The sequence below is a fragment of the Pantoea sp. SM3640 genome (assembly GCF_015654165.1).
GTDB lineage: Bacteria > Pseudomonadota > Gammaproteobacteria > Enterobacterales > Enterobacteriaceae > Pantoea > Pantoea vagans.
Genome location: NZ_CP064872.1, coordinates 3,162,231 through 3,174,459 on the forward strand (window position 1 = coordinate 3,162,231; position 12,229 = coordinate 3,174,459).

Sequence of the window (12,229 nt, forward strand, 5' to 3'; positions counted from 1 at the left end):
AAAAATGAAAACCTTATACCAGAAGTTATTTGATGCACATGTCGTCCACGAAGCGCCGAACGAAACGCCGTTACTCTACATCGATCGTCACCTGATCCATGAAGTGACCTCGCCACAGGCCTTTGATGGCCTGCGCGCACACGGACGTAAAGTCCGTCAGCCGGGCAAAACCTTTGCCACGATGGATCACAACGTCTCTACCCAGACCAAAGATATCAATGCGTCGGGCGAGATGGCGCGTATTCAGATGCAGGAGCTGATGAAGAACTGCGAAGAATTTGGCGTACAGCTGTATGACCTGAATCACCCATTCCAGGGCATCGTCCACGTTATCGGTCCTGAGCAGGGTATGACGCTGCCAGGCATGACCATTGTGTGTGGCGACTCGCACACCGCCACCCATGGCGCGTTCGGCTCGCTGGCGTTTGGTATTGGCACCTCTGAAGTGGAACATGTGTTTGCTACCCAGACCCTGAAACAGGGTCGGGCGAAAACCATGAAGATTGAAGTACTGGGCCAGGCGTCCACCGGCATTACCGCCAAAGATATCGTGCTTGCGATCATCGGTAAAACCGGCAGCGCAGGCGGCACCGGCTATGTGGTTGAATTCTGCGGCCCGGCCATCCAGGCGCTGAGCATGGAAGGTCGTATGACCCTGTGCAACATGGCGATTGAGATGGGCGCGAAAGCGGGCCTGGTAGCACCGGATGACACTACTTTCAACTACCTGAAAGGTCGTCAGTTCTCCCCACAGGGCGAGAAATGGGAGCAGGCCGTTGAATACTGGCGCACCCTGAAATCTGATGAAGGCGCGAAGTATGATGCGGTAGTGACGCTGCATGCTGAAGAGATTGCACCGCAGGTCACCTGGGGCACCAACCCGGGCCAGGTGATTGCCGTTGATCAGTTGATCCCGAACCCGGCCTCATTCGCCGATCCGGTTGAGCGCGCCTCAGCGGAAAAAGCGCTGGCCTACATGAACCTGCAGCCGGGCATTAAACTGACCGATGTTGCGATTGATAAAGTGTTTATCGGCTCCTGCACCAACTCACGTATTGAAGATCTGCGTGCCGCCGCCGCTATCGCCAAAGGCCGCAAAGTCGCGCCTGGCGTGGTCGCGATGGTGGTGCCGGGTTCCGGCCCGGTCAAAGCGCAGGCTGAAGCGGAAGGTCTGGATAAAATCTTCCTGGAAGCGGGCTTTGAATGGCGTCTGCCTGGCTGCTCAATGTGCCTGGCGATGAACAATGACCGCCTGAATCCGGGCGAGCGTTGCGCATCTACCAGCAACCGTAACTTTGAAGGTCGCCAGGGCCGTGGTGGACGTACCCATCTGGTCAGCCCGGCGATGGCCGCGGCGGCTGCCGTGACCGGCCACTTTGCCGACATCCGTGAACTGACGACAGGAGCTTAAGTCATGGCGAATAAATTTACTCAGCACACCGGCATTGTTGCACCGCTGGATGCCGCGAACGTCGATACGGACGCGATCATTCCCAAGCAGTTTTTGCAGAAGGTCACCCGTACCGGTTTCGGTCAGCATCTGTTCCATGACTGGCGCTTTGAAGATGACGCTGGTACGGTGCCGACGCCCGGCTTTGTGCTGAACAAGCCTGAGTTCAAAGGCACCAGCATCCTGCTAGCGCGCGAGAACTTTGGCTGTGGCTCTTCACGTGAGCATGCGCCCTGGGCGCTGACCGATTTCGGTTTCCACGTGGTGATTGCGCCGAGCTTCGCGGATATTTTTTACGGCAACAGTTTCAACAACCAACTGCTGCCGGTGAAGTTAAGCGAAGAGGAAGTGGATGAGCTGTTCAGACTCGTTGCGGCCCAGCCGGGTATCAGCTTCACGGTCGATCTGGAAGCCCAGACGGTTACCGCAGGCGACAAAGTCTATCCGTTTGAACTCGACAGCTTCCGCCGCCACTGCATGATTAATGGTCTCGACAGCATCGGCCTGACCCTGCAGCACGAAGCCTCGATTTCGCAGTACGAGCAGAATCAGCCCGCTTTTCTGCGCTGATTGAGTTAATAAAGGGTGACATTCGGTCGCCCTCAGACTGCTGACAAACCCAAATCAGGGTGAATCTGACAGCAATAAAAAAACCTGATGCGCTGGGAACACGGTCAGAAGAGGAAAGCGTCCCGCGCCAGGGACGGCGCGGGCCGAGCGGCCAGGGATGGCTTAAGCGACTTTCCGATCTGACCGTGTTCTCTTCGCCAGCTCGGTCTTACCGCCACCGAGCCGGACGTTATCAGCACTGTGAGGGCGACATCCTGTCGCCCTTCTCTTTTATACGTCGCGCACCCGCGCCGACATCACCAGCGCCACAATCGCCAGCCCGAATGCCAGCCAGTAAACGGCCTCATGTCCCAGCCGCTCACTCAGCGTTCCCTGAATCACCCCGGCCAAAATCATGCCGGTCGAGATCGAGTTAGTGAACATCGTGGTCGCCGCGCCGGGTCGTCCTGGCATCAGATCCTGAAACCACAACATCCCGATACCCGCAATAATCCCGACAAATACCGCGTTAAACAGCTGCAATACCATCAGCGAAGTGCGGGAGTTGAACAACACCAGCCCCAGGTAAAACAGGACGCCCGCTGCCACCGCGATCAGCATTAACCGCCGCTTGCCGATGCGGCGCGCGTAATGTCCCGCCAGCAGCATCACCGGAATCTCCAGCCCGGCCGCCGTTCCCATCAGCAAACCAGCCAGCTTCTCCGGCAGCCCCAGCGTGGTGCTGATATAGAGCGGCATATCGATGATATACATGGTGTTGCAGGTCCACATCACGACGGAGGCGATGAACAGCAACCGCACATCCCGATCCCGCCAGCCGCTTATCGGCAGCCCGCCGCCTTGCATCAGCGGCTGCGTGCGTGGCACAGATGGCAGCGTAAACCAGACCAGCAGGATACAGATCAGAAACAGCGCAGCGGCCACCAAAAACAGCGTCACAAAACCGTAGTTCAGCGCCAGCGCGAACGAGAGCGGTGGCCCGATCACCCACGCCAGCGACAGCTGCGCACGCATCACCGAACTGAACATCACCGCTTCCCGTGACGACTGATCGGCATACTCCCGCGCCAGCGCAAACAGCTGCGGCATTGAGACGCTGGCCAGCGCCGACAGCAGTACACCCAGCGTCAGCAGGGTCAGATAGTGGCGGGTAAAGGCAAACAGCAGCGCATTCATCAGCGCCATCAGGCAGCAGAAGAGAATGATATGCCGACGATCGCCAACGCTGTCTGAGCGCTTAGCCACCAGCATGCTCACCACGATACCGGCCACCGCATTGATGGTGAAAAACAGCCCGACCCAGAAGGGCCGCGCCTGCACCTCGCGCGTCAGAAACAGGCTGAGCGTGGGTGCCTGTAATGCGCCCGCGATGCCCAGCATGAACGAGGCAACCATAAAAGCGAGGTAAACCGGATTGATGCGGCGCTGCCGCGTTAACAGCGATTTCATAGCGAAATCCCTTTCAGAACAAACAGACGGGAAAAAGAAGGGTAGACGATACCGCGCAACATGAAAAAAGCCAGCAGAGATCATCTGCTGGCGGTGTAAATGCACCCTACTCAGAAAAGCACTCCACTGAACAGCGAAGTGAGGGTCGAACGCCATTCACTGCTGAATGCCTCCCGCTCTTCCCATAGCGCAAAGTTTGCTCTTAAAATGGGGCAGAAAAAACAGAGCGCTTTTCACCGGGAGTTCCTCTTTTATGTCCTCATCACGTCTGAAGCAGCAGTTCATTCGCCTGTGGCAGAGCTGCCAGGGGCAAACGCAGGAGATTACCCTCAGCGAACTGGCTGACCTGCTGCATTGCTCTCGCCGTCATATGCGTAATCTGCTCAACCGGATGCAGGCTGCAGGATGGCTGATCTGGCAGGCGGAAGCCGGGCGCGGCAGGCGATCGCAACTCACCTTCTGCTACACCGGTCTGGCGTTGCAGCAGCAGCGTGCTGAGGATCTGCTGGAACAGGATCGCATCGATCAACTGGTCCAGCTGGTGGGCGATAAAAACCAGGTGCGGCAGATGATTGGGGCACACCTGGGGCGCAGTTTCCGCCAGGGCAAGCATATCCTGCGGGTGCTCTACTATCGTCCGCTGCTTAACCTGCTGCCCGGTTCGCCGCTGCGGCGCTCGGAAACGCATATTGCGCGACAGATTTTTAACGGCCTGACGCGGATAAATGAGGAAAACGGGGAAATCGAACCCGATATTGCGCACCACTGGCAGCAGACTTCCCCACTTCACTGGCGCTTCTTTGTGCGTCCGGCGATTCGCTTCCATCACGGCAGAGAACTGGAGATGGAGGATGTGCTCGCCACGCTGGAGCGTCAGCGCGCCCATCCACTCTTTTCCCATATCGCGCAGATTGACTCGCCTGCCCCCTGGACGCTGGATATCCGTTTAAGCCAGCCCGACGAGGGATTACCCTGGCTGCTCGGCAGCGTCAGTGCGATGATCCTGCCGAGCGAATGGCCGACACTGCGTGATTTTGCCCGTCAGCCTGTTGGCACCGGTCCCTACCGGGTGATCCGCAATCAGGAGAGCCAGCTGAAAATCGAAGCGTTTGATGACTACTTCGGTTTTCGCGCCCTGATTGATGATGTCTCTATCTGGGTCCTGCCCGACATCAGCGATGAGCTGGTCTATGCCGGTGTCCGACTGCAGGGCGACAGCGTCGATGAAGTTCAGGAGGAGAGCCGCCTTGAAGAGGGCTGCTACTATCTGCTGTTCGATCAGCGTTCAGAGCAGGGTCGCAACGAGGCGGTGCGGCGCTGGGTCAGCTACCTGTTTAACCCCATCGCCCTGCTCAATCATGCCGGCGTCGGCTATCAGCGCTACTGGTTTCCGGCGTATGGTCTGCTGCCGCGCTGGCATCATCGCCGTGATCTGACGCCCGTGGAAAAACCGCCCGGCTTAACGCACCTGACGCTGACCTGGTACAGCCAGCACGTGGAGCACGAAGGTATCGCTAATGCACTGCGTCCGCTGCTGGCAGCGCATGGCGTCACGCTGGAGACCCGTGAGATCAGCTACGAAAGCTGGTATCAGGGCGAGGCGGAAAGTGATATCTGGCTGGGCAGCGTGAACTTTACCCTGCCGCTGAATTACTCCCTGTTCGCGCAACTTTATGAGATTCCACTGCTGCATCACTGCCTGCCGATCGACTGGCATGGCGATGCGGCCCGCTGGCGTGAGAAAACACTGCCGCTGGCCGAATGGAGCAAGCAATTAGTCGAAGAAGCCGGTCTGCATCCGCTGTTTCATCACTGGCTGCTACTGGAAGGACAGCGCAGCATGCGCGGCGTACGGATGAATACCCTGGGCTGGTTTGATTTTAAATCGGCCTGGTTCGCGCCACCAGCGCTGTGACGCTTTCGCCCCGGCGCTGAAATGACTAGAATGTGACGTTCTCAACGGGGTGCGGCCTGCCACAAGCAAGCCGCTGAGAGAGACCCGTCGAACCTGATTCGGTTAATACCGACGTAGGGATTTGAGAGGCCTCTGTGCTCAGATCCTTTGCGACTCATCCCCTATTCTCCTGAAGGAGCGCAAAGTGTTAAACAAAGTTCTGCCGGTGCTGCTGTTACTCTCCGCCCCCGTTCTGGCGGCTAAGCCAGTTCTCACGGTCTACACCTACGACTCCTTCTCCGCCGACTGGGGCCCTGGCCCGGCAGTGAAAAAAGCCTTTGAAGCCCAGTGCGACTGCGAACTGAAATTCGTCACGCTGGAAGATGGCGTCTCGCTGCTGAACCGCGTCCGCATGGAAGGCAAAAACAGTAAAGCGGATGTGGTGCTGGGGCTGGATAACAATCTGGTGCAGGCGGCGCAAAAAACTGGCCTGTTTGCCGAAAGTCAGGTCGACACCTCGACATTAAAACTGCCCGATGGCTGGCACAACACCACCTTCGTGCCGTTCGATTATGGCTACTTCGCCTTTGTCTATGACAAAACCCGGCTGAAAAATCCGCCAAAAAGCCTGAAAGAGCTGGTCGACAGCCCGGAGAAGTGGCGGGTGATCTACGAAGATCCCCGCACCAGCACGCCCGGCTTAGGTCTGCTGCTATGGATGCAGAAGGTCTATGGCGATCAGGCCCCGCAGGCGTGGCAAAAGCTGGCGCAGAAAACCGTGACGGTCACTAAAGGCTGGAGTGAAGCCTATGGCCTGTTCCTGAAGGGTGAAGGCGATCTGGTGCTGAGTTACACCACCTCACCGGCTTACCACATCATCGAAGAGAAAAAAGAGAACTATGCTGCCGCGTCTTTTGCCGAGGGACACTATCTGCAGGTTGAAGTGGCCGCGCAGTTAACCAGCAGCAAACAGCCCGCGCTGGCACAGCAGTTTATGAAGTTTATGGTCTCGCCTGACTTCCAGCGCACTATCCCCACCGGCAACTGGATGTACCCGGTGATCGACACGCCTCTGCCTGCCGGTTTCACGGCGCTCAGCGTGCCTTCAACTGCTCTGCAGTTCTCGCCGGAAGAGGTTGCCAGCCAGCGTTCGGGCTGGATTAGCCAGTGGCAACGCGCCGTCAGCCGCTGATGCCGCGCTGGCTGATCCCCGGTTCCCTCGCCACGGTGTTACTGACACTCGTGGCGTTTCTGGCCTTCGGTGCACTCTGGAGCGCCGCACCGGACACGGACTTACGCGGCGTGCTGCAGGATGACTACCTGCATCACGTTATCGCGTTCTCTTTCGCTCAGGCGCTGCTCTCCGCCCTGCTGTCACTGTTGCCTGCAGTACCGCTGGCGCGGGCGCTCTATCGACGCAGCTTCCCAGGCCGCCAGCTGCTGCTGCGCCTGTGCGCCATGACGCTGGTGCTGCCGGTGCTGGTCGCGGTGTTCGGCCTGCTGACCGTTTACGGTAGCAATGGCTGGCTGGCGCAGCTGTGCCAGATGGCAGGGCTAGGTTATCACTTCTCGCCCTATGGTCTGCCGGGCATCTTGCTGGCGCACGTCTTCTTTAACCTGCCGCTGGCGACCCGCCTGATGCTGCAGGCGCTGGAGAGCATCCCGGCTGAACAGCGTCAGCTGGCGGCGCAGCTCGACCTGCGCGGCTGGCACCATTTTCGTCTGCTGGAGTGGCCGTGGCTGCGGCGTCAGCTGCTGCCAACCGGCGCGCTGATCTTTATGCTCTGTTTCGCCAGCTTTGCCACCGTGCTGTCGCTGGGTGGCGGTCCTCAGGCCACCACCATTGAGCTGGCAATATTCCAGGCGCTGAGTTATGACTACGATCCCGGACGTGCGGCGCTGCTGGCGCTGATTCAGCTCGGCTGCTGTCTGACGCTGGTGCTGCTCAGCCAGCGCTTTAGCAAGGCGATTCCCGCCGGAACCAGTCAGTTGAACGACTGGCGCGATCCGCAGGATTCCCGTGCAGCACAGCTGATGGATGCGCTGCTGATCGGGCTGGCGCTGATCCTGCTGCTGCCTCCGCTGGCGGCGGTCATTGTCGATGGTCTGCACGGCGGACTGCGTGGCGCGCTGGCACAGCCTGCACTGTGGCAGGCCACCTTTACCTCACTGCGCATCGCCATTGGTGCCGGTTTACTCTCAGTGGTCCTGACCATGATGCTGCTGTGGAGCAGTCGGGAACTGCGTCTGCGTCAGCGTCCGACGGCAGCGCAGTTGATCGACACCAGCGGCATGCTAATTCTGGCGATGCCAGGCATTGTGCTCGCCACCGGCTTTTTCCTGCTGTTCAACGCCACCATCGGCCTGCCCGAGTCGGCCGACGGGCTGGTGATCTTTACCAATGCGCTAATCGCCATTCCCTATGCGCTGAAAGTGCTGGAAAATCCGATGCGGGATGTCGCAGAGCGCTACGGCAGACTTTGCGATTCACTGGATATCCACGGCTGGAACCGGCTGCGGCTGATCGAGCTGCGGGCGCTGAAGCGTCCGCTAGCCCAGGCGCTGGCCTTTGCCTGCGTGCTGTCGATTGGTGATTTCGGCGTGGTGGCGCTGTTTGGCAGTGCCGACTTCCGCACACTGCCGTTCTACCTTTATCAGCAGATTGGCGCCTATCGCGGTGCAGATGGCGCGGTCACCGCCCTGCTGCTGCTGCTGCTCTGCTTATTGCTGTTCACGCTAATGGAAAAATTACCAGGCCGCCATGCTGACACTTGATAACCTCACTTACCTTTATCAGCATCTGCCGATGCGCTTCAGCCTCACTGCCGCGCGCGGCGAGCGGATCGCGATTCTCGGACCCAGCGGAGCCGGTAAAAGCACGCTGCTGAGCCTGATCGCCGGTTTCCTGCCGGTGAAACAGGGCACCCTGATGATTGACGGTCAGGAGCACACCCACAGCGTCCCGGCCAGACGACCGGTGTCCATGCTGTTTCAGGAGAACAACCTGTTTCCGCACCTCAGCGTGCAGCAGAACATGGCGCTGGGCCTGCATCCGGGATTAAAACTCAACGCTGAGCAGCGTCAGCAGCTGGCCGCGCTGGCCGACCAGGTGGGATTAGGCGATCTGCTGACTCGCCTGCCGGGCGAACTGTCAGGCGGACAGCGTCAGCGCGTGGCGCTGGCACGCTGTCTGCTGCGCGACCGGCCGGTGCTGCTGCTGGATGAGCCTTTTTCTGCACTGGATCCGGCGCTGCGTGGCGAGATGCTGCAACTGGTGCGTTCGGTGTGCGAAGCGCGCAGCATCACGCTGCTGATGGTGTCGCACAGTCTTGAAGATGCACAGCAGATTGCGCCGCGCAGTGTGGTGATTGTGGATGGACGGGTGTACTGGGATGGCGAGACCCGACAGTTGCTGTCGGGCGAGACGCGGGAGGCAGAAGTCCTCGGCATCCCGCGTCGTTAAGCGTCAGGCGAAGAACACCTGCCACAGCAGATGACGGAAAACCGGCATCATCGGATGGAACTGAATACCCACAAACGCCGCAACGGCGATCACCAGCCCCAGCGGTCCTGCCCAGCGTAAACGCTCAGGCGGCAGCCAGGCGGTCGCCCAGTCGCGGCTCTTGCCGCTGCGCCACCAGCGCCAGCATAACCAGCCGCCCAGCCAGATCAGCAGGGCTACGCCGAGTAACAGCCACTTAAAGCTGCCGCCCTGCGCGGCTTTGGGCACATCGATCGCTACACCCGCCAGAATACCGGGCAGCAGATAGAGCGGCGGCCAGAGGATGCAGCCAATAATGTTCGGCGGCAGGAATTTACGCACTGGCAGCTCCAGCATACCGGCCGCCAGCGGAATCAGCGGACGTGTCGGCCCCACAAAGCGCCCGACCAGAATCGTAAACATGCTGTGCTGATGCAGGGCATGCTCGGTTTTATCCAGCAGGCCTTTATATTTTTGCAGATACTTCCAGCGATGCAGCGGCCCCTGGAATTTCCAGCCGATACCGTAAGAGACCCAGTCACCAATCAGGCAGCCCGCAAAGCCCGCCGCCCAGGCAGGATAGAGACCAAGCTCGCCACTGCCCACCAGCGCACCCAGACTGGCCATCATTACCGTACCTGGCAGCAACAGCCCGACCAGCGCCAGCGACTCCAGAAACGTCACCAGCGCAACGGCAAACAGCGCCCACTCCAGGGACTGCGTAATCAGTTGTTGAATCCAGGCTTCCATAATCATCCTAAGTAAAAGCAGAAGGCTGGATTGTCCAGAGCCAGCCACACAGCGTCAAGGCAAGAATTGTAGGACAATGTTGACAAAAGCGGCGGCGGGAACTGTATAAATATCCATGATATACTTAAGCAGTTTTCTCATCCCTGAATTGCTGAGTCCGGAGAACATCTGAATATGGCCCGCGCAGGTTTTCTGCTCACCCGCCACTGGCGCGACAGCCCGCAAGGCACCGAAATTATCCTCTGGCTCGCCACGGATGCTGGCGCACAGCGCGTGGTACTGCCGGTACAGGAGTCCGTTGCGTTTATTCCTGAGGAATTTCAGGCGCAGGTCAGCGAATTACTCAAAGATGAACGTCAGTTTCGGATTCAGTCGCTGGCGCTGAAAGATTTCCGCCGCCGCCCGGTTTTTGGCCTCTACTGTCCGCAGAACCGTCAGCTACAGCGCATCGAAAAGCGGCTGCGCGAACAGGGCATCCCGGTCTATGAGGCGGATATCCGCCCGCCGGAGCGCTACCTGATGGAGCGTTTTATTACCGCCCCGGTCTGGTTTGACGGCGAGCAGCGCGGCGACAGCGTGGTCAATGCGCGGCTCAAACCCCACCCCGACTATCGCCCGCCACTGAAATGGGTCTCACTGGATATTGAAACCACGCAGCATGGCGAGCTTTACTGCATCGGGCTGGAGGGTTGCGGTCAGCGCCAGGTCTTTATGCTCGGCCCGCCAAACGGTGATGCCAGCGCGCTGGACTTCGAGCTGATCTATCTCGACAGCCGCCCGCAGCTGCTTGAAGCGCTGAACCAGTGGTTTGCAGAGCATGACCCGGACGTGCTGATTGGCTGGAACGTGGTGCAGTTTGACCTGCGGGTGCTGCAGAAGCATGCCGATCGCTACGGCATACCGCTGCGTCTTGGCCGCCAGCAGGCCGCGCTGGAGTGGCGTGAACACGGCTTCAAGCCCGGCGTTTTTTTCGCGCAGGCCAGCGGCCGGTTAATTATCGATGGCATCGACGCCCTGAAATCGGCGTTCTGGGATTTTCCGTCGTTCAGCCTGGAGTCGGTGTCGCAACAGCTGCTGGGTGAAGGAAAAGCGATTGATAATCCCTGGGATCGCATGGAGGAGATCAACTGGCGATTTGCCAACGATAAACCGGCGCTGGCACGCTACAACCTGAAAGACTGCGAGCTGGTGACGCGCATTTTTCACAAAACCGCAATTATGCCGTTTCTGCTGGAGCGTGCGGCGGTGAATGGCCTGGCCGTCGATCGCCACGGCGGTTCGGTGGCGGCTTTTGGTCATCTTTATATTCCGCGGATGCATCGCGCCGGGTTTGTCGCCCCGAACATGGGCGATGTCGCCCCGGAAGCCAGCCCGGGCGGCTATGTAATGGATTCGCGCCCCGGCCTGTATGACTCGGTGCTGGTGCTGGATTACAAAAGCCTCTATCCGTCGATTATCCGCACCTTCCTGATCGACCCGGTGGGTCTGGTAGAGGGACTGGCCCATCGGGATGATGCCGATTCAGTCGAAGGTTTCCGCGAAGCGCGTTTCTCACGGCATACCCATTGCCTGCCCGCGATTGTTGAGCAGATCTGGCTGGGTCGTGAGGCAGCGAAAAAGCAGAAAAATCAGCCGCTGTCTCAGGCGCTGAAGATTATCATGAACGCCTTTTATGGCGTGCTGGGTACCAGCGCCTGCCGCTTCTTCGATCCTCGTCTCGCCTCCTCGATTACCCTGCGCGGTCACGCCATCATGCAGCAGACCCGCACGCTGATTGAAGCGGAAGGCTATGACGTTATCTATGGCGACACCGACTCCACCTTTGTCTGGCTGAAGTCGGCGCACAGTGAAGACGATGCTGCCGCGATTGGTCAGCAGCTGGTGCAGAAAGTAAATGACTGGTGGCGTGACCACCTCCAGCAGACGCAGGGGCTGACCAGCGCTCTGGAGCTGGAGTATGAAAGCCACTTCTGCCGCTTCCTGATGCCGACCATTCGCGGCGCGGAACAGGGCAGCAAGAAACGCTACGCCGGACTGATTCGTGACGCTGCCGGTGAGCGCATGGTCTTCAAGGGGCTGGAGTCGGTGCGAACCGACTGGACGCCGCTGGCCAAACAGTTTCAGCAGCAGCTCTACCATCGCATTTTTCACCGTGAGCCGTGGCAGGACTACATCCGCACGACCATAGCGCAGCTGCTGGCGGGTGAACTCGACGATCAGCTGATCTATAAAAAGCGTCTGCGGCGGCCGCTGAATGAATATGAACGAAACGTGCCCCCGCATGTGCGTGCCGCCAGGCTGGCCGATGAGCAGAATCGTAAATTAAACCGGCCATTGCAGTATCAGAAGGGAGGCCGTATTCGTTACGTTATGGCGACGGCAGGCCCGGAACCACTGGAAGCGCGCAGCACGCCGCTGGACTATGACCACTATGTAACGAAGCAACTTCAGCCGGTCGCTGAGGGGATTCTGCCCTTTGTTGAAGGGGACTTTGCTACACTGATTACAGGGCAACTGGGGCTTTTTTGACAGGTGACGAACGCCCTGCCATCCAGTACCATAGCGCCCTTCCTGAAACTCACCGCTCTTACTCCCGCTCCAGACCTCGTTTGTCTGGCGGTAACGCTATTGCCTG

The 12,229-nt window shown here is 59.1% G+C and carries 9 protein-coding genes and 1 riboswitch; of the genes, 7 read left to right on the forward strand and 2 right to left on the reverse strand.

Annotated features, from left to right (window positions below; genetic code table 11):
- Positions 1-4: 4 nt before the first annotated feature.
- Both leuC and leuD read left to right on the forward strand, forming a co-directional pair.
- On the forward strand, positions 5-1,411 hold the full coding sequence (gene leuC / locus IV493_RS14805; protein WP_013356753.1) for a 3-isopropylmalate dehydratase large subunit: 1,407 nt from the start codon (positions 5-7) through the stop codon (positions 1,409-1,411).
- A 3-nt stretch (positions 1,412-1,414) separates the two neighbouring features.
- Positions 1,415-2,020: a 3-isopropylmalate dehydratase small subunit gene (leuD, locus tag IV493_RS14810; RefSeq protein ID WP_003854779.1), complete on the forward strand. Its 606-nt coding sequence runs from the start codon at positions 1,415-1,417 to the stop codon at positions 2,018-2,020.
- Positions 2,021-2,290: 270 nt separating this feature from the next.
- Here the strand turns inward: leuD and IV493_RS14815 are convergent, their stop codons facing one another.
- Positions 2,291-3,469, reverse strand: a complete 1,179-nt coding sequence (locus IV493_RS14815; protein ID WP_147789390.1) for an MFS transporter — start codon at positions 3,467-3,469, stop codon at positions 2,291-2,293.
- Positions 3,470-3,722: 253 nt separating this feature from the next.
- Between IV493_RS14815 and sgrR the strand changes: the two genes are divergently transcribed.
- The 4 genes from sgrR to thiQ all read left to right on the forward strand — a co-directional run bounded on the left by sgrR (position 3,723) and on the right by thiQ (position 8,826).
- The gene (gene sgrR / locus IV493_RS14820; RefSeq protein WP_195857354.1) at positions 3,723-5,384 is read left to right on the forward strand and encodes an HTH-type transcriptional regulator SgrR; all 1,662 of its coding nucleotides are present in this window, start codon (positions 3,723-3,725) and stop codon (positions 5,382-5,384) included.
- Positions 5,385-5,419: 35 nt separating this feature from the next.
- Positions 5,420-5,522, forward strand: a riboswitch (TPP riboswitch).
- Between the two features lie 46 nt (positions 5,523-5,568).
- Positions 5,569-6,555, forward strand: coding sequence for a thiamine ABC transporter substrate binding subunit (thiB, locus tag IV493_RS14825; RefSeq protein WP_033781845.1), 987 nt, complete (start codon positions 5,569-5,571; stop codon positions 6,553-6,555).
- On the forward strand, positions 6,531-8,138 hold the full coding sequence (gene thiP, locus IV493_RS14830; RefSeq protein WP_195857355.1) for a thiamine/thiamine pyrophosphate ABC transporter permease ThiP: 1,608 nt from the start codon (positions 6,531-6,533) through the stop codon (positions 8,136-8,138). The genes thiB and thiP overlap by 25 nt, the downstream gene beginning before the upstream one ends.
- The gene (gene thiQ, locus IV493_RS14835; RefSeq protein WP_195857356.1) at positions 8,125-8,826 is read left to right on the forward strand and encodes a thiamine ABC transporter ATP-binding protein ThiQ; all 702 of its coding nucleotides are present in this window, start codon (positions 8,125-8,127) and stop codon (positions 8,824-8,826) included. Before thiP ends, thiQ begins: the two co-directional genes overlap by 14 nt.
- Positions 8,827-8,829: 3 nt before the next feature.
- Here thiQ and IV493_RS14840 read toward each other — a convergent pair whose 3' ends face one another.
- The gene (locus IV493_RS14840) at positions 8,830-9,594 is read right to left on the reverse strand and encodes a DedA family protein (protein ID WP_095707664.1); all 765 of its coding nucleotides are present in this window, start codon (positions 9,592-9,594) and stop codon (positions 8,830-8,832) included.
- Positions 9,595-9,762: 168 nt separating this feature from the next.
- On the opposite strand from IV493_RS14840, the gene polB reads away from it, so the two are divergent.
- Complete coding sequence (gene polB, locus IV493_RS14845) at positions 9,763-12,123, forward strand: DNA polymerase II (RefSeq protein WP_195858188.1); 2,361 nt, start codon at positions 9,763-9,765, stop codon at positions 12,121-12,123.
- Positions 12,124-12,229: the final 106 nt, after the last annotated feature.

Excerpts from the sequence above, each read along its gene's own strand:
- leuD (WP_003854779.1), top strand. The coding sequence starts at position 1,415 with ATGGCGAATAAATTTACTCAGCACACCGGCATTGTTGCACCGCTGGAT.
- IV493_RS14815 (WP_147789390.1), bottom strand. The coding sequence starts at position 3,469 with ATGAAATCGCTGTTAACGCGGCAGCGCCGCATCAATCCGGTTTACCTC.
- sgrR (WP_195857354.1), top strand. The coding sequence starts at position 3,723 with ATGTCCTCATCACGTCTGAAGCAGCAGTTCATTCGCCTGTGGCAGAGC.
- IV493_RS14840 (WP_095707664.1), bottom strand. The coding sequence starts at position 9,594 with ATGGAAGCCTGGATTCAACAACTGATTACGCAGTCCCTGGAGTGGGCG.
- leuC (WP_013356753.1), top strand. The coding sequence starts at position 5 with ATGAAAACCTTATACCAGAAGTTATTTGATGCACATGTCGTCCACGAA.
- thiQ (WP_195857356.1), top strand. The coding sequence starts at position 8,125 with ATGCTGACACTTGATAACCTCACTTACCTTTATCAGCATCTGCCGATG.